At 45.3% G+C, this 26287-nt stretch carries 28 protein-coding genes and 1 pseudogene; 5 read left to right on the top strand and 24 right to left on the bottom strand.

Annotated elements, in window-relative coordinates:
• Positions 1–51: 51 nt before the first annotated feature.
• The 11 genes from smc to MHH52_RS12415 form a co-directional block, all read right to left on the bottom strand.
• Positions 52–3621 (bottom strand): chromosome segregation protein SMC, encoded by a 3570-nt coding sequence (smc, locus tag MHH52_RS12465; RefSeq protein WP_340008917.1) that lies wholly within the window; start codon positions 3619–3621, stop codon positions 52–54.
• Positions 3622–3916: 295 nt separating this feature from the next.
• Entirely contained in the window at positions 3917–4621 is a 705-nt protein-coding gene (gene rnc / locus MHH52_RS12460) for a ribonuclease III (protein ID WP_340008915.1), read from the bottom strand.
• 12 nt (positions 4622–4633) lie between these two features.
• A complete protein-coding gene (gene fabF, locus MHH52_RS12455; RefSeq protein WP_340008914.1) occupies positions 4634–5872 on the bottom strand; it encodes a beta-ketoacyl-ACP synthase II in 1239 nt (412 codons plus the stop codon).
• A gap of 216 nt (positions 5873–6088) precedes the next feature.
• Positions 6089–6322 carry an acyl carrier protein gene (locus tag MHH52_RS12450; RefSeq protein WP_036686493.1) on the bottom strand — a complete coding sequence of 78 codons (234 nt, stop codon included), beginning with the start codon at positions 6320–6322 and terminating at the stop codon, positions 6089–6091.
• A 224-nt stretch (positions 6323–6546) separates the two neighbouring features.
• Positions 6547–7296 (bottom strand): 3-oxoacyl-[acyl-carrier-protein] reductase, encoded by a 750-nt coding sequence (gene fabG / locus MHH52_RS12445; RefSeq protein WP_060624077.1) that lies wholly within the window; start codon positions 7294–7296, stop codon positions 6547–6549.
• Positions 7297–7348: 52 nt separating this feature from the next.
• Positions 7349–8272: an ACP S-malonyltransferase gene (gene fabD / locus MHH52_RS12440; protein WP_340008911.1), complete on the bottom strand. Its 924-nt coding sequence runs from the start codon at positions 8270–8272 to the stop codon at positions 7349–7351.
• A 34-nt stretch (positions 8273–8306) separates the two neighbouring features.
• Positions 8307–9296, bottom strand: coding sequence for a beta-ketoacyl-ACP synthase III (locus MHH52_RS12435; protein WP_340008909.1), 990 nt, complete (start codon positions 9294–9296; stop codon positions 8307–8309).
• A gap of 8 nt (positions 9297–9304) precedes the next feature.
• On the bottom strand, positions 9305–10294 hold the full coding sequence (plsX, locus tag MHH52_RS12430) for a phosphate acyltransferase PlsX (protein WP_313641545.1): 990 nt from the start codon (positions 10292–10294) through the stop codon (positions 9305–9307).
• Positions 10278–10874, bottom strand: a complete 597-nt coding sequence (fapR, locus tag MHH52_RS12425; RefSeq protein WP_042127208.1) for a transcription factor FapR — start codon at positions 10872–10874, stop codon at positions 10278–10280. The genes plsX and fapR overlap by 17 nt, the downstream gene beginning before the upstream one ends.
• Positions 10875–11297: 423 nt before the next feature.
• Entirely contained in the window at positions 11298–11471 is a 174-nt protein-coding gene (gene rpmF / locus MHH52_RS12420) for a 50S ribosomal protein L32 (protein ID WP_019911234.1), read from the bottom strand.
• Between the two features lie 71 nt (positions 11472–11542).
• Positions 11543–12052 carry a DUF177 domain-containing protein gene (locus MHH52_RS12415; protein WP_313641547.1) on the bottom strand — a complete coding sequence of 170 codons (510 nt, stop codon included), beginning with the start codon at positions 12050–12052 and terminating at the stop codon, positions 11543–11545.
• A 310-nt stretch (positions 12053–12362) separates the two neighbouring features.
• Between MHH52_RS12415 and MHH52_RS12410 the strand changes: the two genes are divergently transcribed.
• Positions 12363–13601: a nucleotidyltransferase gene (locus MHH52_RS12410; protein ID WP_340008907.1), complete on the top strand. Its 1239-nt coding sequence runs from the start codon at positions 12363–12365 to the stop codon at positions 13599–13601.
• Here MHH52_RS12410 and MHH52_RS12405 read toward each other — a convergent pair.
• A complete protein-coding gene (locus MHH52_RS12405) occupies positions 13591–14628 on the bottom strand; it encodes a SepM family pheromone-processing serine protease (RefSeq protein ID WP_340008906.1) in 1038 nt (345 codons plus the stop codon). The two genes, MHH52_RS12410 and MHH52_RS12405, sit on opposite strands and share 11 nt — an antisense overlap.
• Before the next feature lie 152 nt (positions 14629–14780).
• Here MHH52_RS12405 and MHH52_RS12400 point away from each other — a divergent pair, with 152 nt between their 5' ends.
• Positions 14781–16007 carry a nucleoside recognition domain-containing protein gene (locus MHH52_RS12400; protein WP_340008904.1) on the top strand — a complete coding sequence of 409 codons (1227 nt, stop codon included), beginning with the start codon at positions 14781–14783 and terminating at the stop codon, positions 16005–16007.
• Here the strand turns inward: MHH52_RS12400 and coaD are convergent.
• The 7 genes from coaD to MHH52_RS12365 form a co-directional block, all read right to left on the bottom strand.
• Entirely contained in the window at positions 15979–16497 is a 519-nt protein-coding gene (gene coaD / locus MHH52_RS12395; protein WP_313641552.1) for a pantetheine-phosphate adenylyltransferase, read from the bottom strand. The two genes, MHH52_RS12400 and coaD, sit on opposite strands and share 29 nt — an antisense overlap.
• A complete protein-coding gene (gene rsmD / locus MHH52_RS12390; protein ID WP_313641553.1) occupies positions 16481–17089 on the bottom strand; it encodes a 16S rRNA (guanine(966)-N(2))-methyltransferase RsmD in 609 nt (202 codons plus the stop codon). The genes coaD and rsmD overlap by 17 nt, the downstream gene beginning before the upstream one ends.
• Positions 17090–17530: 441 nt before the next feature.
• Positions 17531–17626, bottom strand: coding sequence for a sporulation protein YjcZ (gene yjcZ, locus MHH52_RS12385; protein WP_340008902.1), 96 nt, complete (start codon positions 17624–17626; stop codon positions 17531–17533).
• A 299-nt stretch (positions 17627–17925) separates the two neighbouring features.
• Positions 17926–18021 carry a YjcZ family sporulation protein gene (locus MHH52_RS12380; protein ID WP_313641970.1) on the bottom strand — a complete coding sequence of 32 codons (96 nt, stop codon included), beginning with the start codon at positions 18019–18021 and terminating at the stop codon, positions 17926–17928.
• Between the two features lie 276 nt (positions 18022–18297).
• The gene (locus MHH52_RS12375; protein WP_313641971.1) at positions 18298–18582 is read right to left on the bottom strand and encodes a holin; all 285 of its coding nucleotides are present in this window, start codon (positions 18580–18582) and stop codon (positions 18298–18300) included.
• 20 nt (positions 18583–18602) lie between these two features.
• Complete coding sequence (locus tag MHH52_RS12370; protein ID WP_340008898.1) at positions 18603–19412, bottom strand: glycoside hydrolase family 73 protein; 810 nt, start codon at positions 19410–19412, stop codon at positions 18603–18605.
• Between the two features lie 516 nt (positions 19413–19928).
• The gene (locus tag MHH52_RS12365) at positions 19929–20537 is read right to left on the bottom strand and encodes a pentapeptide repeat-containing protein (RefSeq protein ID WP_340009613.1); all 609 of its coding nucleotides are present in this window, start codon (positions 20535–20537) and stop codon (positions 19929–19931) included.
• 123 nt (positions 20538–20660) lie between these two features.
• Between MHH52_RS12365 and MHH52_RS12360 the strand changes: the two genes are divergently transcribed.
• On the top strand, positions 20661–21041 hold the full coding sequence (locus MHH52_RS12360; RefSeq protein ID WP_340008896.1) for a PilZ domain-containing protein: 381 nt from the start codon (positions 20661–20663) through the stop codon (positions 21039–21041).
• A gap of 106 nt (positions 21042–21147) precedes the next feature.
• Here the strand turns inward: MHH52_RS12360 and MHH52_RS12355 are convergent, their stop codons facing one another.
• The 5 genes from MHH52_RS12355 to MHH52_RS12335 are packed head-to-tail and all read right to left on the bottom strand — an operon-like array spanning position 21148 to position 24633.
• Positions 21148–21876, bottom strand: coding sequence for a hypothetical protein (locus MHH52_RS12355; RefSeq protein ID WP_313641975.1), 729 nt, complete (start codon positions 21874–21876; stop codon positions 21148–21150).
• A complete protein-coding gene (locus MHH52_RS12350) occupies positions 21870–22571 on the bottom strand; it encodes an ABC transporter ATP-binding protein (RefSeq protein WP_313641976.1) in 702 nt (233 codons plus the stop codon). The genes MHH52_RS12355 and MHH52_RS12350 overlap by 7 nt, the downstream gene beginning before the upstream one ends.
• 13 nt (positions 22572–22584) lie before the next feature.
• On the bottom strand, positions 22585–22959 hold the full coding sequence (locus MHH52_RS12345) for a GntR family transcriptional regulator (protein ID WP_313641977.1): 375 nt from the start codon (positions 22957–22959) through the stop codon (positions 22585–22587).
• Between the two features lie 2 nt (positions 22960–22961).
• The gene (locus MHH52_RS12340; RefSeq protein ID WP_340008894.1) at positions 22962–23708 is read right to left on the bottom strand and encodes an ABC transporter permease; all 747 of its coding nucleotides are present in this window, start codon (positions 23706–23708) and stop codon (positions 22962–22964) included.
• Complete coding sequence (locus MHH52_RS12335) at positions 23701–24633, bottom strand: ABC transporter ATP-binding protein (RefSeq protein WP_340008892.1); 933 nt, start codon at positions 24631–24633, stop codon at positions 23701–23703. Before MHH52_RS12335 ends, MHH52_RS12340 begins: the two co-directional genes overlap by 8 nt.
• A 223-nt stretch (positions 24634–24856) precedes the next feature.
• Here MHH52_RS12335 and MHH52_RS12330 point away from each other — a divergent pair.
• Together MHH52_RS12330 and MHH52_RS12325 are read left to right on the top strand one after the other, a co-directional pair.
• A pseudogene (locus tag MHH52_RS12330) lies at positions 24857–25226 on the top strand (hypothetical protein).
• A gap of 98 nt (positions 25227–25324) precedes the next feature.
• On the top strand, positions 25325–26161 hold the full coding sequence (locus tag MHH52_RS12325; protein ID WP_340008891.1) for a sulfurtransferase: 837 nt from the start codon (positions 25325–25327) through the stop codon (positions 26159–26161).
• The last annotated feature ends 126 nt before the right edge of the window (positions 26162–26287 follow it).

Below are 26287 nucleotides of genomic sequence, written 5' to 3'. Positions count from 1 at the left end.
TTAAGTTTTGTGAGCATAGTTTCGTACAAAACTCATCATTTCAAGAAGCCGTTAAGCGATCTCTGCTTCCTCATCCTCTAAACGTACAGAGACAAGCTTCGATACTCCGCCTTCTTCCATCGTCACTCCGTAGAGCACGTCTGCCTCTTCCATTGTTCCTTTGCGGTGTGTAACGACGATAAATTGCGTTTGTTCCGAGAACTCACGTAAATACTGAGCAAATCGTACAACATTCGCTTCATCTAGCGCAGCCTCAACCTCATCCAGTACGCAGAACGGAACTGGCTTCACTTGCAGGATGGCAAACAATAGTGCCATCGCGGTTAAGGCGCGTTCGCCGCCGGAAAGGAGCTGCAGGTTTTGAAGCTTTTTACCCGGTGGTTGGGCCACGATATCTATACCTGTTTCCAGCATATGCTCTGGATCTAGCAACATAAGATCGGCTCGTCCGCCTCCGAACAACTTCGAGAACACCGTACCGAATTGTTTCCGGATCGCATCAAAGGTATGCTTGAAGCGTTTGGACATTTCATCTTCCATCTCACGGATGACTTGATACAGGGTAGTCTTGGCTTCGACCAGGTCATCTTTTTGTCCACTGAGGAACGTATAACGCTCATGAACACGCTGATATTCATCAATCGCGCCTAAATTGACCTCGCCCAGCGCAGAAATACTGCGTTTCAGACGCTGTACATCCGCTTGTGCGGCAGGTACATCTTCGGGCACAGGATAACGTTGCTTCGCTAGTTCATAACTTAGCTCGTAGTCATCACTCAGCTTACGAAGAATATTATCAAGTTCAACATCGAGACGACCCACAGAAACTTCAGTGGAACGCAGCTTGTCCTCCACGACTCTAAGTGCCTGTCGTTGATCCTTGGTCTTGCCCTCCTCTAGTTCAAGCTTACGAGTTAACGCTGAACGTTCCGCCCGAGCTAAATCCAAAGTACCGGCTGTCTCTTCCTTCTTCAGACGATAACTATTCAAATCTTCTTTCTGTTTCACGGTTTCCAATGCATTACTAGCCAAATCCTGTTCGATCGTATGTAACAGATTTCGATTCTGGCGTAGCTCTTTATCCTGTGAACCCACATCTTGTCTTAGACGACGTAATTGCTCCTCCAGGGAGAAGATCTCCTGATCGAGCTTGCCTTCCGAAACTTTCATACTGGTCAGCTTACCTTGCAACTCTTCTTTAGCTGATTCATTCGCTTTACGCGCCGATTCTGCATTACGGATACCCTCATGAGCTTCCTTCTCTTCCTTCTCGAGACGTTCAAGCTCAGCAGAGGCTTGTTTCCGAGTCTCCTCAAGCGTGCGGACCTCACTTTCAAAGCCACTACGTTCCGCGCCTGTGCTCTCCACTTGTTCCAGTACATGCCGAAGCTCTTGTTCAAGCTGCTTCAAATCACCAGAAACGCGTTGCTCTTCCAGTCTTTTCTCATCACCATCACGGCGCAGGTCCTCTAGCTTCACGCTAGCGTTCTCCTGCTCTTCACGTAGTTTGGCTATGCCTTGTTTCAGTTTAACGATTTGACGTTCGCTCTCTTCGATCTCACCACTTAGCTGATCAAGCTGACGTTTACGGCTAAGCAAGCTATTGTTCTTCTTATGCTGGCTACCTCCGGTCATCGAGCCCCCGGCATTTACTACATCACCTTCCAGCGTGACCACACGATAACGATACTGGCATCTAGCGGCGATACGATTCGCCTGCTCCAGGCTTTCGGCAATAACTACATTGCCAAGCAAACTGCCAACGATACTAGCATATTTATCATCATATCCTACAAGTTCGGAACCAATTCCAACAAAACCGTCAGCGTCCTCCACCATTCCACGGTCACTGCCAGAAATTTGGCGCGGCCGGATAACATCGAGTGGAAGGAAAGTAGCCCGTCCCAATTGACGTTGCTTCAGAAATGATATCGCTTGGCGTGATACAGTCTCATTATCCATGACCACGTGTTGAAGCGATGCACCCAGCGCAGTCTCGACTGCCATTTCCAGCTTCTCCGGAACTGAGATGAGTTCAGCAACCGCACCATGCACCCCGTTAAGATGTCCTTTGCGAGCACCTTTGAGTACTTCTTTAACTCCAAGCATAAAGCCGTCGAAATCATCCTGCATTTCTTTCATGGTCTCATGACGAGAGACTTGCGCTTCCCGCTTCTGTTCCCACTTCCGCAGGCCTGATTGTGTCTCTTCAATCAGCTTCTGACGTTTGCTAAGTTGTTCACTTTCAGTAATATAAGCACCACGAAGATTGCTTAGTTCCTTCCCAAGCTGGGCGATCTTGTCTTTAAGGCCTTTCTGGCTGGCAGACAATTCTTCGTGCCGAGATGTCCATTTGCCGCTTTCTTCTTCACTGCGGCTCATGCGACGTTCCAGGTTCTCCTTCTGTTGATCCGCGTAACGAATTTCGTTACGTGCATTCGCCATAAGGTTCATTAACTCCAAGAGAGCACTTTTCAGCTTCTCTTCCTGGCTCTGACTAATACCGTCAGCAACACCTTCGAGCCGTGACTCTTCTTCTTCGATCTGTCTTCGAAGTTCAACAAGCTTAAGCCGTGACTCTTCGAGCTTAAATTCCAAATCGCCGAGCTCACGCTGACGATCCGCAGAACGCTCACCTACAGAACCTAGCGTGAGCATTAGCTGTTCACGATTGTTCTCTAGGTTGCGCTTGCGTTCCTTCAGCACTTCTCCATAACCTTCGCTCTTCTCGTAAGATTCGCTATAACGGAGCAATTGTTCTTGCTGCTTCTCAATCTGTTCCTCTAGCGTGCGCAGTTCAGAACGTCCGCTTTCTAGCTTAGCATCATGGGCAGAGACAACCGTCGACAGCTCTAGTTGCTCATCCTTTAAAGTTTCAAGCTTAGCGTTACCTTCCTGCCAAGCGGTATGAATCCCTTCAATCTGGTGCACATAGACTGAAATTTCCTGATGTTTCAGTTGTTCCCGAAGTTCTTTAAAGCGAATTGCCTTCTCCGACTGATCCTTAAGGGGCCCAATCTGATCCTCAAGCTCACTAATCAAATCGTGAATACGAAGCAAGTTTTGCTCAGTATCGTCGAGCTTTCGACTTGCATCTTTTTTGCGCGATTTATATTTCACAATACCCGATGCCTCTTCAAAGATGCCTCGCCGATCCTCGGAACGAGTACTCAGAATCTCTTCAATCCGACCCTGCCCGATAATCGAATAAGCCTCACGCCCGATACCGGTATCCATGAACAGCTCTGTGATATCCTTCAGACGGCAGGATTGCTTATTAATTAAATATTCACTCTCTCCGCTACGGTGAACACGCCGAGTCACTGTTACTTCGCTGAAATCCAGTGGTAGCGTATGATCCTCATTATCGAGCGTAAGTGATACTTCACCATAATTCACAGCTTTACGCGCGTCACTACCGGCAAAAATAATATCTTCCATCTTGCCGCCACGTAGTGATTTAGCACTCTGTTCGCCGAGTACCCAGCGTATGCCGTCAGAAATATTACTCTTGCCGCTTCCGTTCGGGCCCACTACGGCCGTTATTCCGCGCACAAATTCCATTTCTGTTTTGTCGGCAAATGATTTAAAACCAGCTAATTCTATCCGTTTCAAAAACATACTTGCCTATCACCTCTGACCCATTATACCATAGCGTTTATTAGCCTAAAATAGCTCCCAAAATATCCCCACAAAGTGGCGCTTTGCTTCGATGCGTACTCAGGTACTTTGTGGGGACCCCGAGTAAAACGAGAAATATAAGACATAAGTATAGTGTGAAACTTATACTTTCTTATATTTAAAAATGAAGCATGGCCTATCCTTTCGAAAAAGAGCAGCAACGGTCTGAGCTCCGCCTAAACGCCGGTATTCAGACCTTTGCTGCTCTCCTCCGCTTGTCCTCATGATGCAAAATTCAAGCACCGTCTTCTTTCAGATGTAACAGTGCAGCTGCTGCAGCCTGCTGCTCTGCTTCCTTCTTGGAGCGGCCGCTCCCTTTACCAAGTGAACGGTTAGTCATTAACACTTCAGAGACGAATTCACGCTCATGCGCGGGTCCCCGTTCTTCAATGATCCGATATTCCAACGTACCCATATTGTGCTGCTGAATTAGCTCTTGCAGTTCCGTCTTATAATCGGTCATCTGCATTTGCAGTTTCCCATCCGTCTCCACAAGTGGAAATACGTGATTATCAAGAAAAGACCGCACAGTTTCCAGTCCTTGGTCAAGATAAAGCGCTCCCACGAAGGATTCGAATACATCAGCCAGCAGGGCCGGGCGAGTACGACCGCCCGTAAGTTCTTCCCCTTTGCCCAACAGTACAAAACGGCCAAAACCTAAACTCTCCGCAAATTTGACCAGTGAAGGCTCGCATACAATAGCGGCCCGCAGCTTGGTCAACTCTCCCTCAGGTCGGTCTGGCAACAGATTGTACAAATATTCAGAAACCGTTAACTCCAGAACTGCATCCCCAAGAAATTCGAGACGTTCATTGTCCTGATGCTGATTGAAACGGTGTTCATTCACATAGGATGCATGGGTAAAGGCCTGCTTCAGAAGCACAGAATCGTGAAATTGGATTTGAAGTTGCTGTTGTAACTGCTTCAGTTCTCCTTTCACCGCGCTGTCCCCTTACTGATTATATTTTTTTAGAATAACTGTTGCGTTATGTCCCCCGAATCCAAACGAATTCGACATTACAATATCAAGATCGGCTTTACGTGACACATTTGGTACATAATCCAAATCACATTCTGGGTCCTGATTGTCCAAATTAATGGTTGGCGCAATCATACCCGTTTGCAAGGAGAGTCCACAGATAATAGCTTCTACTCCGCCAGCGGCACCCAGAAGATGACCCGTCATGGATTTCGTTGAGCTAATAGCTACTTTATAGGCGTGATCACCCAATGCTTTCTTAACAGCAGCCGTTTCTGATCTATCTCCTACAGGCGTTGAAGTACCATGTGCATTGATGTAATCAATATCTTCAGGAGAGATACCAGCATCACGGATTGCCATCTTCATGCAGCGAGCTGCACCATCTGGATCAGGCTCAGTCATATGATGAGCATCAGCGCTCAGACCATAGCCGATAACCTCTGCATAAATCTTCGCTCCACGTTTCTGTGCATGTTCAAGAGATTCCAGAATAAGAATTCCGGCGCCCTCTCCCATAACAAAACCGTCGCGATCTACATCAAACGGTCGACTAGCCTTCTCAGGCTCATCATTACGAGTGGACATCGCTCTCATTGCACAAAAACCTGCCATTCCTGTTGGACGAATGGTCGCTTCCGAACCACCGCAGATCATTGCATCCGCGTCTCCACGTTGAATCAAGCGGAAGGATTCCCCAATGGAATGAGTTCCTGTAGCACAAGCTGTCACTGTAGTCGTATTCGGTCCCTTTGCACCGAGGTTAATGGACAGCTGTCCAGAACCCATGTTAGCGATCATCATCGGGATAAAGAACGGGCTAACCCGTTTTGGCCCTTTTTCAAGCAACAGATTATGATTGTCTTCCCAAGTACCAAGACCTCCGATACCCGAACCAACAGATACACCGATCCGTTCAGCATCGATATCTTCACCGATCTTAAGTCCACTGTCTCTCAACGCATCTTCACCGGCAGCCACTGCAAATTGTACAAAACGGTCCATTTTTCGGGCTTCCTTGCGGCCAAAAAGCGCCTCAGGATCAAAGTCTTTAACTGACGAAGCAATTTGCGTAGTATATTCACTGACATCAAAGGCTTCAACCATCGATATACCTGATTTACCGCTCATCAGATTATCCCAGAACGTCTCCAAGTCTTTACCCAGTGACGTAATTACGCCCATCCCGGTTACAACCACTCTATGACTCAAACACAATCACCCCATCTATAGGCTGTATACATTATATTCAGTACTTATATACTGCGAATTATTACTATATGAACAGCGATCACCGCATTTAAAGCTTCTGCGGTTCTGTTATAATCCCTATAAAGCTGCGTAATGCAACCCTTGATTCATCTTTAGTGCTGTATAAATGAGGAGAAGTCCCGCCCAAGTAGGAACGGGACTCTCAATCATATGACTCTAGGTATGAGATTGTATGTACTTCACAACTTCACCCACAGTCGTAATCGTCTCTGCATCTTCATCAGAGATTTCCATGTCGAATTCATCTTCCAATTCCATAACCAATTCTACTACATCAAGAGAATCAGCACCTAAATCATCTTTGAAAGACGCTTCTAATGTTACCTCAGCTTCATCGGCACCTAAGCGGTCGATGACAATGCGTTTTACACGCTCTAATACATCGGACATCCGGTTCACCTCCTCTTTTGGTATTATACGAGATATGAGGTCAAAATACCATAGACCGCAAAAAACGCTTTCCTGATCCCTCACATTTCTTCTTTAAAACAGTGTAATTTCTCCCAAGCATAAACGCCTTCGGCGTCCCTATAAGGACGGTAAGTGTTTAAGCGAGAAATATAAGGATAAAGTATAGTGTGAAACTTATACTTTCTTATATTTTTGACGGAGAGTTACATATACATCCCGCCATCCACGTGTAGTGTCTGGCCGGTCATATAAGCGGCGCCTTCAGAAGCCAGGAAAACAACTGCCATAGCTATCTCTTCCGGACGCCCAAGACGAGCTAGTGGAATGCCCTTCTCTAGCTCACTGCGAACTTCTTCAGAGAGTTCACGCGTCATATCTGTATCGATAAAACCAGGAGCGATACAGTTAACGGTGATGCCCCGCGAGGAAAGCTCACGAGCTGCTGCCTTCGTTAGACCGATGACACCAGCCTTAGCTGCAGAATAATTAGCCTGACCAGGATTACCTGTCACACCCACAACCGAAGAAATATTAATAATTCGACCGTAACGCTGTTTCATCATCGGACGTGTAGCTGCCTTAAGGCAATTAAACACACCTTTCAGATTCGTCTCAATGACTTGATCGAACTCTTCCTCTTTCATGCGCATAATCAGGTTATCCCTGGTAATGCCGGCATTATTGACAACAATGTCAATACGTCCCCAGGTGTTAAGAACCTCTTTCACAAGGCTCTCAGCCTGTTCACTATTGCCGACATCTCCACGGAGAGCAATGCCCTCCGAGCCAAGCTCGGCAATACGAGCCACAGTCTCGTGTGCCGCCGCTTCACTCCCTGCATAGTTCACGGCTACCTTTACGCCGTGTTCTGCAAGAGCAAGCGCGATACTACGACCAATGCCACGTGAGCCGCCAGTTACAAGGGCTGTCTGGCCCCGCAATGCTGAGAACATAGTTTACTCCCCTTTCAATCATTACGCTGTTGTCTAAATGTTAAACCATTTCTCACAAAACATTTTGGACACTTTCAAGTGTATTAATGTTGATTACCTTGACTGTTTTGTCTATTTTGCGAATTAGACCTGCCAGAACACTGCCAGAACCAATCTCAACAAAAGTATCCACACCATCCGCAATCAACCATTCAATACTGTCCTGCCAAAGCACAGGGGAATACACCTGACGAACAAGCAGTTCGCGAATTTCTTCGGGATCCGTTACCGGTGATGCTGTGACATTAACAATGACAGGTACATTTGGAGCGTTGAAGGTTACCTTCTTCAACTCTTCTGCCAAACGGTCCGCAGCAGCTTTCATCATAGAAGAGTGAAAAGGTCCACTTACTTCTAATGGAATCGCCCGCTTACCACCAGCTTCTTTAACGCGTTGCACAACACCGTTAACGCCTTCCTGAGATCCAGAAACAACGATCTGGCCCGGGCAATTGACGTTAGCCAGTTCCACAACACCACTCTCTTCAGTTACATTTTGGCATAATACTGCCAGTGCTTCACGTTCAGCACCAAGCACTGCCGCCATTGCACCTTGTCCACCTGGAACAGCTTCTTCCATGAAACGGCCTCGTAAGCGTACAAGCGTTACAGCATCTTCATATGACAATACACCCGCAGCTACTAGTGCGCTGTATTCTCCAAGGCTATGTCCAGCGACATAATCCGGCTTCAAACCTTGTTCACGGAGGGCTTCAAGAAAAGCTACGCTTGCTGTAAGAAGCGCTGGCTGGGTGTTTACGGTCTGCTTCAACTCACTGTCCGGTCCTTCAAAAATCAGCTTACTCAGTGAAAATCCGAGAACTTCATCACCTTTTTCAAACACTGCACGGCTTTTTGGAAGAGCATCATACACATCCTTGCCCATACCAACTGCTTGTGCTCCCTGACCGGGAAAGACAAATGCGATTTTACTCATAAGTATGAACTCCTTCCCGTATAACGGTCTCATATTACCAGATCAATACAGATGCGCCCCAAGTCAAGCCACCGCCGAAACCAACCATTAGGACGGTGTCGCCCTCTTTCATACGTCCTTCTTCCGCAGCTTCAACAAGAGCAAGTGGAATAGAAGCCGCTGAAGTATTGGCATATTTATCAACATTGATTACACATTTCTCCGGTGGCAGATCAAGACGCTGCATAGCGGATTGAATGATACGAATATTTGCTTGGTGTGGCACAAACAAATCAATATCTTCCTTACCCAGACCAGCTTTGGTAAGCACACGTTCTGTAGCTGAACCCATCACACGAACTGCAAATTTAAATACTTCACGGCCATTCATATAGATGAAATGCTTCTTATCTTCTATAGTTTGCTGAGATGCAGGCAATCGTGAACCGCCGGCTTCCAGCTTAAGCAAGTTCCCTCCAGAGCCTTCAGCACCCAGATCAAAGGATTGGAAACCACGACCTTCTGGAACCTCACCAATGATTACCGCACCTGCTCCATCACCGAACAAGACACAAGTATTTCGATCCGTATAATCTGTGATGCGGGATAAAGTATCCGCACCTATAATAAGTGCATTGTTGTACATTCCGTTCTGAATGAATCCAACTGCTGTAGCTAAGCTATATACAAAACCAGAGCAGGCTGCTGACAAGTCAAACGCCGCAGCACCTTTAGCACCCAGTTTATCCTGCAAAATGCAGGCTGTAGAAGGAAAAGAACTATCAGGTGTTACTGTTGCAATAATAATAAGATCCAAATCTTCGGCTTTCATTCCTGCGGAATCAAGTGCCTTGAGTGCTGCTTCATACGCTAGATCAGAAGTCGCCTCATGAGGCGCAGCAATATGTCTTTCACGGATGCCTGTCCGACTGACGATCCACTCATCGTTAGTCTCCACTATTTTTTCCAGATCGCTATTTGTCATTATTTTCTCAGGTACATATTTCCCTGTTCCTATAATCCCAACCGGTCGCAACTGTCTCATGTCGTCACTCACTTCCCGCTAATTTCCTTGGATATACTTGGCACAAGATCGGCTTGCAGAGCAATCCGCGCTTGTCTTACCGCATTCTTAACCGCATTTCCGTCAGAAGATCCGTGCCCCTTTACTACCAATCCGCTAAGACCGAGCAGTGGCGCACCACCGTGCTCTTTGTAATCCATCTTACCCTTTAGAGCTCTAAGCTCCGGCATCAGCATAGCCGCTCCAAGCTTAGTCTTCAAAGAACGACTAAATTGCTCTTTCAGCAAAGAAAACATTGCACCCGCCGTACCTTCTAGTGACTTCAGCAAAATATTACCGGCAAATCCATCGCAGACAAGCACATCGCAGTTCCCTGTCAGCACGTCACGTGCCTCAACATTACCGATAAAATGGATACCTGGCAAGTTCTCGAGCAGCGGATATGCTTCTTTTGTCAATTCGTTGCCCTTCCCAGGCTCCGTCCCTACATTTAGAAGTCCAACACGCGGCTTAGCTATGCCATGCACTTTGTTCCGGTAAATGCTGCCCATCAGCGCATATTGCACCAGATGTTCAGGCTTCGCATCCATGTTAGCACCAAGATCAAGAGCCAGCACACCAACATCGTCAAGCGTTGGAATCATAGGCGCCAGTGCAGGACGTTCAATCCCCTGCATACGACCAACTACGAGGAGCCCCGTAGTCATAAGCGCACCTGTGTTACCTGACGAAATCATAGCATCTGCTTCGCCTTCGCGCACCATTCGTCCAGCTACAACCATGGATGAATCTTTTTTACGACGAACTGCCTTAACTGGCTCGTCATCAGAACCAATGACATCTCCTGCATGACGTATCGTCAGGTTGGACGGCTTGTCCTTCAGCAGTGGCTCTAATCTGGCTTCGTCACCTACGAGCACAATCTGCGTATCTTTCCATTCCGCGGCCGCGGACAACGCCCCCTCGACATTACATTCAGGAGCGTTGTCCCCGCCCATGGCATCAATGGCGATCAGCACTATGGTTACCCCCTTCACTGTGTTCATCATTTGCGGACCGATACACTATAAAATGGCCCTGAAACACTAGTTCTTCTCCGACATAGGTGAATACGTCCACCTCCGCTTTGCCACCTCTACCGGCTAGCGACCGTACTTGTGCTTTGGCGATACATTTCTCACCTAACTGAACCGTGCGCACAAAACGAATATCGGCTGAAGCGGTCAGAGCAATTTCATCGTTGATTACGGCAACCGCAAGTGAGTTGGCTTGAGCAAACACATAATGACCACGGGCGATCCCATTTCTAGAGAAGACGTGGTCCTCGCGAATCTCAAATATCGATATACCACTCTTGTCCAGCTGCAAATCCACAATGTCTCCGATGACTTCATCCGCAGGCAAAGAGCGCACCTGATCATAAGAGTGCTCAGCCATTTGCTTCATTCGCTCACGCAGTTCCGGTATTCCCAGCTCCATCCGGTCTAACCGAATCGTCTGAATGCTAACTTTCAGCTGACGAGTCAACTCCCGATCCGTTACAAAAGGATTGCCTGCGATTATATGTAGCAGCTGTTGCTGACGTTCTTTCTTGGACATCCGCTCGATTGCGGCTCACCTCCTGGCACGTGCCAAGCATAAACGCCTTCGGCGTCCTTATGGACGATAAGCGTTTATGCCAGAAATATAAGATGAAAAGTATAGGTGCATAACTTATACTTTCTTATATTTTAAAGAAAGCATTCGGCCGCTTGAATGGCCGCTGTTATATTAGGTCAAATAACCACAATCATTATTTAGAACCAGGTACTAATATGTAGTATAAAGCATGCCGCACCAAAAATAAAGCATTGACTTCTGGGCGGCTTATGTTGGATAAGCATAAACGCCTTCGGCGTCCCTAATAGACGGTAAGCGTTTGTGCGAAAAATATAAGGATAATGTATAGCGTGAAACTTTTACATTCTTATATTTCAAAAAAAATAGTACCTCACCGATAGTGAAGTACTACTTATTCTGAAACTATTGTTTGATGATTTCTCTTGCTTTGTAAGTTCCGCAAACTTTACATACGTGGTGAGCCAATTTCAACTCTCCGCATTGTTCGCATTTCACCATGCCCGGCACAACCAACTTAAAGTGGGTGCGACGTTTGTCACGGCGTGTCTTAGACGTTCTACGTTGTGGTACTGCCATGTGTTCCACCTCCTTGTGATATTTCTGTCAGCCTGCTCCTCTAGAAGCAGGATGTGTTTTGTTGTAATGTTTCATTTGAAAAAGTCTTTCAACCCAGCGAGTCGAGGATCGATCACTGTGTTGTCGCAACTGCAGGTGCCTTCGTTCAAGTTCTGTCCGCATTTCTGACAAAGACCAAGACAGTCTGCCTTGCACAATACCGAATCCGGTATGTGCAGTACGAAATTTTCTTCCACATACGGGATAAGATCCACAACCTCATCCTTGACGTAAATGAGATCCTCATCTTCGTCATCTGGAAGAACTGGCTGCTTAAGCCACTTGAAAGTCTCAGCAAAAGGAATGTTCAAATCACTTTTGACCTCCGTGAGACAACGTGAACATAACATGTCCACATCTCCACTCAGTTTTCCCACCACGTTCACACAATCGGTTCCCGCGGGCAGCGCTTTAAGGTCCACTGAGAGCGGAGCAACAGTTAGAATATCCTTGCGCCCTTTGACTACCTCGCTGACATCCACAACATCGTGAATATGTAACGGTTCATCGGCATTCGCTAATTTGCGAAAGTGAATCTGCATACTTATCACTCCCAAACAAACAAAATTTATTATACCTAGTATTATATACCTTTGTCAACCATTTTCCCTTTATATTGTTTCAGAAATTGGGGAGAATTATGATATAACTATTAGTGTAAATCAAAATGACAGCTTGTGCGAACAGATTTTCTAGATATTAATCCTACTAATTCTCTACAAGCATAAACGCCTTCGGCGTCCTCAAAAGGACGATAAGCGTTTAAGCGTGAAATATAAGACATAAAGGATAGGTACATAACTTATACCTTCTTATATTTTAAATAATTGTTACATACGGAGGGAAGCAGCAGTGACAACGGTTGGAATAGTAGCAGAATACAATCCATTACATAACGGTCATGTACACCACTTCACCGAATCCAAAAGACTATCAGGCGCAGAGAGTGCCATCGTCGTCATGAGCGGACCCTTTACCCAGCGCGGTGAGCCGGCGGCGGTGAGCAAGCAGGCCCGGACAGAGATGGCGCTACGAATGGGCGCCGACCTCGTCATTGAGCTGCCGGTGGCCTATGCCGTCCAGCCGGCCGAATGGTTTGCGTTCGGAGCAGTTGCACTGCTGGAAGCGACCGGGGTCGTGGACAGCTTGTGCTTCGGCTCCGAAGCCGGCACTTTGGGTTCGCTGCTTCCTCTGGCCAGGTATCTGGCAGAGGAAAGCAGCGAACTTCAGAGCGAGATCCGCCGCCGCATGGCGCTCGGAGCGAGCTTCCCCGCCGCGTATAGCGCAGCGGCGGCTGTGGCTTGGGAAGGGACTCTCAATAGTGAGGAGAGTCCCGGCGACGCTGGCGAGTTGCTGCGCCAGCCGAATAACAGCCTTGGCTTGCATTACCTTATCGCTTTACAGAGGATGCATAGCAAGATACAGCCTCTGACCGTTCCGCGAACGGCAGCCGGCTTCCATGATCCTTTGCAGGCTAACTCTTCTATTGCAAGCGCAACTGCCATTCGCAAGCTGCTGCAAGATGGCGGATCTCCAGCAGCTTACATGCCGGATTATAGCGTGTCCATATTAGAAAGAGAGCATGCAGCCGGTAGAGGTCCTCTGGAACTAGAGAATTTCCGCGGGCCCCTCCGTCACCTGCTCTATACACGTACTGCTTCCGAGCTACGAACAATCCAAGATATGAACGAAGGCTTGGAGAATAGAATTCTTCGTCTTATGCCCGAGCTGGAGCAATTCTCTATTTCAGGCTTGCTTCAAGCCCTTAAGAGCAAGCGCTACACACATACACGGCTGCAACGTCTGCTACTACACGTGCTGTTAAACCACACAAAGGAAGAAATGACCCCTTCTGTGCTAGCAGAGGGGCCCGGTTATATTCGAATCCTTGGTTTTAGAGAACGCGGACGCGTGCTTCTAAAACAAATGAAACAAAAAGCAACCTTACCCATCGTCATACGACCGTCACTATGCTCTCATCCACAGTTAGAGCGGGATCTACAGGCAGCATCCGCTTTCGCTGGAGCCTTCCAGGAACCTCTCAGAAACGATATGTATCGCGATTTTTTGGAACCTCCGGTCATGGTTTGACCGGGAGTTCTTCCATATACTTCAGCGCCTCATCCAGCGTAGACACTGGCACCAGCTTCATAGATGTGCCAATTTTATCAGCCTTTGTTTTAGCTTCTTCGTAATTCTTGATCGGTACGAAGAAAATCTCCGCCCCTTCTCGATCCGCAGCAACAATCTTATGCTTCACCCCACCGATAGCGCCTACCACGCCCTCAGCATTTATGGTGCCCGTGCCAGCAACTCGATGACCTTTTGTCAAATCCCCAGGCGTAAGACGGTTGTAAATCTCCATAGTGAACATCAGTCCTGCCGAAGGTCCGCCAACATTCGTATCCACAAAGCTGACAGTTTTCCCTTCTTCTTTAGGCTTTACTTTTTGAACTGCGGCTATAGTGACTCCGAAGCCAGGTCGAACCGCAGTACCGTCTTTATCTTTGATCTCGACCAGTGTCACTTGCTCCTTAACTTCCTTACCATTTCTTTGCAAAACAACAGCGACCTGATCACCGATTTTTTTAGTTGAAAGTAAAGCGGAAAGTGCTTCTGGATCAGGTACTTTTTGTCCTTCTACACTTATGATTCTGTCACCCGGATGCAATTGGCCTTTATTACTTGCAACTGGAACCGAAAAAACATACAAATAATCCACTACATCTTCATATGGAATTCCCGCTGCATGATAAGCTGCCTGAACCGAGTAGGACTGCGAGCTATTCATATAAAAAACCTGTTCAGCAGCATATTCGTCCTCGGACTTATCTCCTAACCGGGTTTCTTTCCGCACAACCTCTGAATTGGAATTAAATACTGAGGTGACCAGCAAAGCCACATTAGCGTAACTAGCGGATACCGTAGTCATCATGAAGGTTCCTTCTTCAGCTGGATCAGCATTCTCCACTTTAATCATAGGAGCTACCTCAGATGCACTACCCGGCTGATATACAATGTACGGGGTGTTCATAAAGACAAATACATACACGATAACTACAAACGTAAAGAGGTAAGCTATGGCGCGGAATCCCGGCCGATGCTTCAACTGCTTCACTACTCTTCCCTTCTTTCCCACGGCACATTTAGGATATGAATGTTTGAACTTCATTACCGCTTCGACTAGTGGTTTGGCATGATGGTTGTCTACTCTGCATAAATTGATAACACATCCGCTATGCCTTAAGTTATGAAGAGGTGATTCTAGAAATGAACAATATTAAAATACGCCGGCTAGCTAGTCGCTCCACACCTTTTCTATCCGGGGCGATCGCAATCCTGTTAGCCATTGCAATCATCATCTCGCCAGAAAGCTCTTTCGAGGCTTCTCTCCAAGGGTTGAAGCTCTGGTGGACACTCGTATTCCCAGCACTTCTTCCCTTCCTGATGCTGTCTGAGATGCTAACTGCTTCGGGCTTCGTGCATGGTTTCGGAGTGCTCCTGGAACCATTGATGAAAAAGGTCTTTCGACTTCCTGGCGCGAGCGGTTGGACTTTGGCGCTTGGAATCACCGCTGGATTCCCCGGCGGGGCTGGAGGTGTAATGCAGCTTCATAAGCAGGGCAGCATTTCGGACAAGGAAGCCGCTCGTCTTGCTTCCCTTACGCATTTCGCCAGTCCAGTAACCCTACTCATTGTGATTGGTGTAGCGTTCCTACATAGTCCTACAGCAGGCTACTTTCTACTTGCTATCCACTGGATTTCAGGACTTCTGGCCAGTTATACAGATGCTCGGTTAAATGGCCGGCTAGACAATCCGCAACCTTCTATAAAGGAAAACACGAATACCAAAAGGCCTTCTTTATACAGTCGCGTCCAGCTTGCAGCCACTGAAGCCAGATCAAGAGATGGCCGAAGCTTCGGCAAACTCCTTGGAGACTCAGTAGCTACAGCGGTACAAAATTTGATGGTTGTGGGCGGTTACATGATTATATTCGCCGTAATCATCAATATCATTACTACTGTACTCCCTGCATTGCCAGTTGCTCTGCCAGCAGGCTTGTTGGAGGTTCATTTAGGAGCCGACGCCATAAGCAAAGGGCTTACGAGCATCGGCGCCGGATCAACTGGAGTATTAGGCTTAGCCTTACTCTCTGCTGCACTAGGCTGGAGTGGGCTTTGCGCCCAGCTGCAAGTGCTAACTCTGCTTAAACAAGCAGGTGTCCGATTTCTCCCCTATGCTGCGGTTCGCCTGATACATGGAGTTTATGCTTTTTTATTAACACTACTGCTATGGAAACCACTATTGGCTATAAGTGAAGCTGCTTTACCTGCCCTTGCTGATTCACAATCCACACCAAACAGAACCATTAATGTAACTGCCATATGGAGCTCTTTTCCACAGTTGCTTAGTCTGCAATCTCTTCTACTCATCATCCTACTAGCATTATCCGCAGCGATATACCTTGTTAGTGCTTTTCGCCATCGATCCGATTAAATTTAAGCTTCATGGCTTGTTCCACCTCAGGCGTCACGAAGTCGGACACATTCCCACCGAAATGGGCAATTTCTTTTACAACGCTGGAGCTTAAATAGGAATATTTCGGGTTAGTCATCATAAAAATCGTTTCCGCATCTGGATCCAGACTATGGTTGATGGATGCATTTTGCAGTTCATATTCAAAGTCAGTTACGGTACGAATACCACGAACAATGACTTGAGCATCTTTTTGACGAACATAATTGACTAGTAGATCCCGAAAGCTATCGATTTCCACATTGGGAATGTCAGCTGTTGCCTGTCTTAAAAGCTCTGTTCGCTCTTCTACAGTAAACAGCGGGTTTTTGCTCAAATTATTAAGCACCGTTACAATTAAACGGTCGAATTGCTTGGATGCGCGCCGAATAATATCCATATGTCCCATAGTCACGGGATCAAAGGTGCCTGGATAGATTGCGACACGCTCTTTTCTAATTTGCAGACTCATTCTCTACCTCCTCACCAGTCTCGCCTTCCACTGAAGGATTAGCTTCATACTGATAAATAGAAATTGTAGTTTCTCCGTATGCGGCCTGACGCAGCCTATAAAATCCTGGGATGATCTCAGGATAGGCATAACTTGATTCGTGCTCCAGTACTATGATTGCGTCTTCTTGCAGCATTCCTTTCTCTACCATAGAAAGCATCAGTTCATCTCCGTGCTTTAATCGGTACGGAGGGTCCAAAAAAACTAAATCAAAAACACGTCCCCGTTTCTCCAATGCACTGAGCGCTCTGCCAGCTTCATTTCGGTACACTTGCGCACGTTCTTCCAGATGGGTCGCTTTCAAATTGGCGCGAATCGTGTCGATACTTTTAGGTTCCATATCCACAAATACGGCACTGTCCATTCCTCTGCTTAAAGCTTCGATCCCCAGACCACCTGTACCTGCGAACAAGTCCAGCACTGCTCCGCCTTCGAAATATGGGCCTATCATGCTGAATACAGCTTCCTTCACCTTATCGGTTGTAGGTCTTGTCCCACTTCCTGGTACACTTTTTAGTGGCCTTCCTTTTGCACTTCCCGATACCACTCTCACCGTCAATCACCCGCTCTATGTCTCTGTTTGTTATACCCAAAAGGGCATAAGTCCACGCCTATCGTAACACATTTGCGCGATGAAATAAAAAGTTTGTCTAGATATGAAGAAAGGAAAGAACGAAGACTATTCAGATAAATAAGTCGTCATATGTATAAGACTGGGCTTCCAGGGACATCATGTAATTATCGACACCACAAATGTCGTAGACAACCGCGGAGCAGGCTTACGTTTCCCCATAAGCTCTTCGTCCGGTTTCTCCTCTCCCATGAAAGGGGCCCTCGAAAGAGGGCCCCGAATTTATGTTCTGAATACAATAAAAACATAAAAAGACCACCTTTCGGCAGCCTTTTGATAACTCTTGTGTTATAAGCATATTGTCAATGAAAAAAAGCCGCAGGTAGGCACGAATGCGTACCTGCGGCTTTGCAATTTAAACCTCTAGAACATGCATGCGCAGGAAATAATTACTAGCAAGATGAACAAAACTAAGATTGCGCTTGTAGAAGTAAACGCACCTCCAACATGACCACCCATGAGAATACCTCCTCCGTATTATAGAATACACCACAGGATATGTAATCAACCCCGCAAAAGATTGGGCGAACGGATAAAAAAAAAGACCTTACAAGGACGACCTACGAGGTTAAGGATATATGCCTAATCAGAAACTAAAATACCGTCAATGCTTTCTAGACCCACACTCACTGTTCTGAGAAGGCTAGAAGAAACAATAATATTTTAGTCATCTTGATATTGTGTTATAAGCATATTGTCAATGAAAAAAAGCCGCAGGTAGGCACGAATGCGTACCTGCGGCTTTGCAATTTAAACCTCTAGAATATGCATGCGCAGGAAATAATTACTAGCAAGATGAACAAAACTAAGATTGCGCTTGTAGAAGTAAACGCACCTCCAACATGACCACCCATGAGAAGACCTCCTTCGTATTATAGAATACACCACAGGATATGTAATCAACCCCGCAAAAGATTGGGCGAACGGACAAAAAAAAGACCTTACAAGGACGACCTACAAGGTTAAGGATATATGCCTAATCAGAAACTAAAATGCCGTCAATGCTTTCTGGACCCACACTCACTGTTCTGAGAAGGCTGGAAGAAACAATAATATTTTGTCATCTTGACAGTATGCATGGTCACACTACCAATGTAAAACGATTGTTTTATAAAAGTCGTAGGCAGAATCTATTTATCGTCTTTTTTCGTACCCTCTCTATTGTTAAAAGCAAGCTCGAATAACCCCGTCGCCGAAAGTCCCGCAAGCCCTCCTGCCCAGAGTCGCAGGATAAGGTTCATATCGGTAAACGGATAGGCAATTGCTCCAACCAGCAAGCCAATAGCTAATCCAACAACCGGTACAATGTTCCGCGGAAGTTGCACGCTATTCTTCACAAGTTGTACGAGTGCCATTACAAAAACAGCCAGCACGGAAGCAAAGGCAAGCACACTGTTGAGAGCATCATTATACATTGTGTTTAATCCTCCCTATTTCATTTTCCACTACCAGGAGCAAGTAAGCCTGCACGGTTCAGCACTGTTAATATGCGATAGAAGTCATAACTGCCACCTGATGGTGTAGCTAGTAGCCCTGCAGCATTCGATGCCTTTACAGCCGCTTCAGCCCATGGGGGTACATTCATCACAGCACGGCTTTCAATTAAAGTCACCCGATCTGTAAGCTTATTAATTGACTGACCTAGTTCTTGCACACCTGTTTTCAGCGTATCCTTGCTATCCGTAAGACTCGCTAAAAGAGCACGCAGTTCCTTTATTTCCGTTTCCAGACTAACCAGCTTTTGTTTATCCACTGCCGACATTTCGTCATCACCTTCCTTGGCGTCTTCATCATATAGATACAGATTATAGGTATTCATGATTTGGATCAGCTTTGCTGTATAGTTTGGGTCTGTAGCATAGCCAGCGGCGGCAATTTCTTGTGCGGCTACCTTGCCACTCGCACCAAGTACCTTGCTGTAAAGGTTACGATTCCACGAGACACCATTCACAATCAACACGGAATGATCCGCGACAGATTCTCCCCAGTTGTTATAGGCCCGAAAAGGAGCTTCTACTTTAACAGCTTCACCATTAACATATTCAGTAGTTTGCACAGTAATACTTCCGGCTGGTCCGCTGCCTTTAATCCCAAACAAATTGTTCGCTTTTACAGTCAACCCACTGCTTCCCCAACCCGATTCCAGAGCCGCCTGAGCTATCGTTAGCGATGCTGGAACCTTACTGATCTGCATGTCCTTAATAGCAAAATTTGCAATCCTCGCAATAAACTCAGTCTCCGTCATTTCATCACTTCCTCTCCATTTATTAAATGCAGAGCATAATGAAATGATTGTGCTTATCCCCTACTAATAGAGAGTTTTTGCTAGATTCAATTGAATTTTGAAACATCCAATTCAGCATGAAAACTCGAATAGGGCTATTGGTCCTGCTCACAAGGTTATTTCACTTCTGATAGATTCATAATATGTAATTATAAGTAAAATTATCTTGAAGTTTCATTAAAACTAGCGTAACATATAGTATTAATTGACTATATAGGAGGGTCTAATAGACTATGCCTTCATATTATTTTAGAGAACTATGGACACCCTTGCGCTGGGTAGGCATTAAGTTTTTCCGTGATGACGAAGGTTTTCTTTGGATTAAATGGTGGGCAAAACCCAGAAAAAGACTGCGTTAACCATTTAGAAAGTAAATATACATAAAAAAAGTTTCAAACATTGTGCATATGTGTCGCTAGATAACAAACTAAAGGGCATCAACCGCTATTACACTAGCAGCTGATGCCCCTTTTATTCTTAGTTCCCTACCTTAGCCCCAAAAGAGCGTGCCAACAGTACAGCCTGATCTATATCCATGCGAACGCCCTGTAGATCCAAGCTCTTTAAATCAATACCCTCTACAATGGCGTCCCGCACATCTGCCCCCTTAAGCTTGCATTGAGACAACTGTACACGGCTCAGATCAGCCCCTCGAAGATCACTTTTTTGCAAATTACAGCCCATTAAATCCGCTTCTGTAAAGCGAATCCCGCGCAGGTCCTGTCTGCTAAGATTAGTATGTCTTAGGTTCGTGTAGGACCAGTCCCCTCCAATAAGTGAAATCCCGTCCAAATAAGCATTTGAGAAATCAGACCCTACCATTTTACAATCTTCAAATTTCGATACAAACAGATTCGCTCCCGTGAACTTACAGTTAGTAAAAGCCGAGCCTTTATGGTGTGATGCATTGAGCATGGCTCCAGTAAAATCGCAATCAATAAATCGGCAACCGATGGAAGTCATCTCTTCCATAGAGCTTCCCTTGAAGGAACACTGCTCAAATGTACAGTTATTTAGTTCCCCGTCCTGCAGACTTCCTTGGTCAAAATTGTGTTTTTGGAACGTTTCATTAAGGTATTGGTACATGTTGAGTCTCATCACCTTCATTAGAATTAAATAAATTTATTCTTATTAAAAATAGCACTTTAGTAGATTGTTCTCAACAATCCCTTTCGATATAATAGCAAATAAACGATAGGGAGGGAAATTATGGATGTGCTCAGCAGGAAAGAACCATTCCGCTATGTAATGAACCAGCCGCTTGAATGCTGGATTGAAGTTCCAATAAGTAGTAGTGGTCCGGGTGCCGGAAAACTAACAGAAGCTGTGTTGCTTGATCTTAGCCGATCTGGCTGCAAAGTGCGCACCCCTCTAAATCTTCGATTCACAGCGGGCGATACAAAGCTAGTGATTCATCTTCAATTAAATGAAGAAAGGCTTCAACTCGTGGGTAGCGTTCGTTGGGGCTGGATGTTCGGACTCGGCCAGTACCAATATGGAGTTAAACTTAAATTGAACGAGGACGAAGAAGAACGGCTACATAGAGAACTCGATATATGGACAGCCTCTCTAAATGTAGAGGGCTTGTAGAATTCAACATAACAGATGCCCTTCTCATGGAAAGGCGTCTTTTTTTTGCATAAAAACGAAGACAAAGCTAATTAGCTCTGCCTCCGTACTATTTGGAGTTATGTGGTTATAGCTCTACTCTTCTCGTAATAAGTTTGATAATCACAAATAATAGAATTACATCAATGGTTGCTTCAAACAGTATGGGAAGTAAACCAAGAAAATACTGAGAGATTTCAATTTCATTTAAATTAGCCGCACCATCAGTCACTTCAAACCGGAATGCACTTTCCAAAGGGATATTTTTATGATCGAACATCCAAGTCTCTAAAAATGAAATTATATACTGAATTACAAAAAAAGCTGCTAAACCTATCCATACTCTTCCTTTAACCCTCACACTCCGTGCAACGGTTATGGAAAACATCACGAGTAGCATGGTGAAGGCGGATGTCCAAAAGATAATTAGCACTGCATACGTAGAAACCGACCAGAAATTAACCGGTAAAAACGAGGTTGAAAACATCATTATATATACGCCTAACTGAATATAAGCGACTATAAATAATCCGAGCAACAAACCTAGAAATAGCAGCAACGGTGATAGAGCCATATACAGGACTGGTATAGGTACGAGTCTCCGATTGTATAAACTCAAGTTCTGATTAAAGGTACGTAAAGTAAGAAAAAGAAGCACTACTCCTGCTACGACATAGGTAATGATGTTCATCATAAACATGTCCTGATCTGAATTAATTGTAAATCCTATCACAAACTGCAAAATGACGGTAATTACAAAAACAGCAAGAAACTTATCCCTATCTCGTCTAAAATCATACTTCACTAGCTTTAGCATTCCGCGTACACCTCTCTGAACAGTTCATCTATGCTTTTGCCTTGGCGCAGCCGGATATCCTCTACCGCCGTATGCATCACCATTTCTCCCTCTTTTATAAAAATCACATCATCAAAGATCCGCTCAATATCCGATACTAAATGGGTTGATAAGAGAATGGTGCTGTCCTCTTCATAAAACTCTACTAACGCGTTAAGAATTTTAGTTCTAGCTACTGGATCTACACCACCGATTGGCTCATCAAGTAAATAAAGACTCGCTCGGCGTGATAAGGAAAGTGTAAGTTGTAAACGTTCATTCATCCCTTTGGACAGATCCTTTACCTTATCTTGTGCTCTTAGCTTCATAAACTCCAACATTCGCGAAGCCTTAGTCTGATCAAAATCCGGATAGAAATCACTTTGAAATTTTAGAGCATCCGTAACATTCATCCAGGATTCTGTAATCGGCTTATCAGGCATAAATGACACCACTGCTTTACTATCTAGGCCTACGGAACCTCCAATAATAGATACACGACCGGAGGTAGGCTGAGTCAGCCCGGCGATGATTTTCATAAGTGTACTTTTACCACTGCCGTTACTACCTAAAAGTCCTGTGATCTTACCCGCACTCAGATTAAAGGATACCCCACGGAGAGCATGCTTGGATCTATATTTTTTTGTAACGTCATGAACCTCAAGTATATTTTCCAACTTGCTAATCCCCCTATTCTCCATCCTTAGTTCGGATATTCTCCGCCACCGCTGCTAAAATATCTTCATCTTGAAAACCAAGATCCTGCATGCCACGAATGAAACGATCCAGTACATCTTTTGCCATTTCTTTTTTGATGGTCAAAATAGTTCCTTCATTACTAGTGACGTATCTTCCCATTCCACGCCGGGTCTCCACGATTTCTTCACGCTCCAGTTCCTGAAAAGTTCTTTGCACCGTATTCGGATTAATCTGCAGTTCACTAGCAAGCTCACGTACCGAGAGAATTTTATCTCCTGGTTTTAGCTTACCAGTGACGATTTCACCTTTAATGTAATTCATGATCTGGATATAAATCGGCAGGTTGTTATCGAATTCGATTGTCATGATTAAGCAACATCCCTTCGTCTAAAGACGGAGAAGCCTATGAGTAGAAAGACAACTGTGTACAAGGCAAGCATTACGATGGAAAAGGTCAGCGTCATTCCAGGCATAGGTGCTCCTCCACCTTCATAAGCAGCTAAATTTAGGTTCGGGAATAATACATATTTATAGAATTCACGGAAAATGATCAGTTTGTCTATCATTAGCATAAACATAGTGACTCCGATCGTCACCCCCGTCGAAGTCGTCAATATCCCAATCATAAACGCAAGAGTTGCATATACAACGGTACTAACAGAGTTATACATTAAACTGGTTAATATCTCACTTAAACCAGCCTCACCACCATTTAAGCCAAACCATAAAGCTCCTGATGCAAAAACCGCCAACATGCCGATAACTGCCACTGTGAACGCATAAATCAGCACAACGGCATATTTGGACGCAAGTATTGCTGTACGACTTCTTGCACGGATTAGAAGAAATTTGATGGTGCCCTGACTATACTCTTTTGAGACAATACCCGCTGTTCCGATGATTGCAAGAATGGTAATAACTTGCCCAATTCCTTGCGAAAGCAACATTACCGATGAAAACTCATACGCTGATCCAAACATATCAGGTGACACGGAATGCACAATGTAACCTATCAGTAGGGATAATAGAATTAACAATAAATACGGAACGAAAAACGTACGTTTCTTCGAGAGCTTGAGCCATTCATTAACAATTAGATTATTAAAGCTACGCAATGCGGTTCCCTCCTGTCCATTTCAAGAAATCTTCTTCCAAGCTTTGTCTATTCTCTGTAATCCGGAAGATGCCTACCCCTTTATCACTAAAAGCCGACACTAGCTCTGGCACTCTACTATCATGCAGACTGACCGTCACTTCAGAACGAGTACTATCCATAGTCATTAACTCTGCGTATTCTAACCCTTCCAAGATGTTTATTGCTGATTCAACTGAGCCTACACGAATCGTCAGCTTCACTTCTGCAGCTGCTTCCTGCTCCCCACCAATCGCTGTAACGGTCACCAGCTTGCCGTTCTGAATCACAATGGCGCGGTGACAAATTTGTTCGATTTCAGTCAGTAAGTGGCTGGAAATTAGAATAGAAATCCCTTCAACTTCTGCAATCCTACGCATATAATCACGCATTTCTCGTATTCCGGCCGGGTCAAGACCGTTCGTAGGTTCATCTAGAATTAATAACTTGGGTCGGTTCAGTAGCGCCTGAGCAATCCCTAGACGTTGACGCATGCCCAGCGAATAGGCCTTCACTTTCTTATTCATTGCTTCCTGAAGCCCTACCAGTTCCACAACCTCTTCAATTCTACCGGTCTCAATATTATCCGTCATTCTTTGGTATTGCTTTAGATTATCAAGCCCTGTCATATACGGATAGAACTCTGGATTCTCAATAATCGCTCCGATATGTCCAATTGCTTTGTTAAAATCATTCTTTACACTGTGACCTTGAACAATTACATCCCCTTCGCTCATCCGTATTAGACCCGTCATCATCCGAATCGTTGTTGTCTTTCCTGCACCATTTGGTCCTAACAGCCCAACAATTTCTCCCTTACGGATATCAAATGTCAGCTTATCCACAATGGATTTCCCTTTAATGATCTTACTTACCCCGTTCATTTGCAGCACGATTGAATCTTGCATGTGTGCGTTACTCCCCTGCTTCATAATAATCCTCCCTGCTATCTAATTTATTATTAATTAGTTTGTTTTATTGTGTCGGTGTTATAGTTGAATAGTACACTAATATAATATTGATGTAAAGCCCGAAAATGAGAAATCACTTAAATAAGGGTTTTCTATTAAACTATCAACCAAACCAAAAATGTAAATGAACATAGACTAGCTAACAAAGGAGGAATGACAAATGAAAAAAGAAGTTCATGTATCTCAGACTTTCCCACGCTTGACCGTTTACGATGAAGAAAACTTAAGGGGGACATCAGAACCTTTACTGGCAACCTGGGCATTCGCAATACAGACTCCATTCTCGATGGTATTGAAAGTCTTCGTTTCTTCTCCACAAGCAGCAATGCAACACTGATACTGTTCACAAAAACCCGGTTTAGAGGAACTTCCACGTGCTCCGTTGAAACCGCAGCATCCGTGATTTGGACGATTTCATTTCCGGCAATGATGTAGAATCAATTATTTCAAACAACCAGCGCTTAACCCTCGAACAAATTCGCAATATCCGCAGCAGCGGCACCTTACCTTCGGGATATCGTTTGATCTAATAGCTTAGGACGCATTTTAAGCCATAAGCTTAAGGTGCGTCCTCTATTATTTTCCGTTATAATGACTCCATACATATCAATAGAAAGAAGGTATCTTTATGGAACCGATCGTTTCTACCCGATGGCTGCTTGCTCGGTTATACGAGCCTGAACTTGTTATAGTGGATTGCCGTTTTTTACTCTCTGACCCCGAAGCTGGACGTAAAGCATACACGAAAGATCATATTCCCGGCGCAATCTATTTGCATCTGGAAGAACAACTCTCCGCTCCAGTAAGCTCCCACGGGGGTCGCCACCCACTGCCTGAGATCTCGAAGCTAACCACCGTCCTTAGTAAGGTTGGCATTAACAGAGATCGTATTGTCGTTGTTTATGATGATCAAGGTGGAGCCTATGCTTCCCACCTCTGGTGGATGCTCCGCTATCTGGGTCATGAACGTGTTCATGTAATGGATGAAGGCTACTCTGCTTGGAAAAAAGCCTCCTTCCCTGTCAGTGATCATCAAGCCGTGCGGATTCCGAGCCGATACGACGCGAATGTTCAGCATAACCTGCTTGTTAGCGTGGAGGATGTGCAAAACGTGGTTAACGACGGTGGCGCATTGTTGATCGATTCACGGGAAACCCGCCGCTATGAAGGGCTGGAAGAACCGATTGATCCGAAGGCAGGTCATATTCCTGGGGCGATCAATAAGTTCTGGAAAGAAGTGCTGGATGATCAAGGGCGCTGGAAATCAACTGAGGTGCTGAAAGAGCATTATGAGGGGATTGATCCTGAGCAAGAGATTATCGTGTACTGCGGTTCAGGTGTAAGTGCCTGCCCGAATGTGCTCGCGCTCGGAAAAGCTGGGTATAGGAATGTGAAGTTGTATGCGGGTAGTTGGAGTGATTGGATTAGTTATGAGGGGAATGCGGTGACTACGGGGAAAGAGTAAGGACTACAAGACCGCGTGGGACGGGTGTATTGGCGTGTATTCCACTTGGCTCATTGTTCACTTTTTAAGGTTCTCTGGTGGTTCAAAATCAACACAGAGTCAACAAAGAGCGCATGAAGATGGTTA

This window comes from Paenibacillus sp. FSL K6-0276 (assembly GCF_037977235.1).
Lineage (GTDB): Bacteria > Bacillota > Bacilli > Paenibacillales > Paenibacillaceae > Paenibacillus_AQ.
Note: the sequence above shows the minus strand (reverse complement) of the source record. Positions and strands in the feature narration are given on the sequence as shown.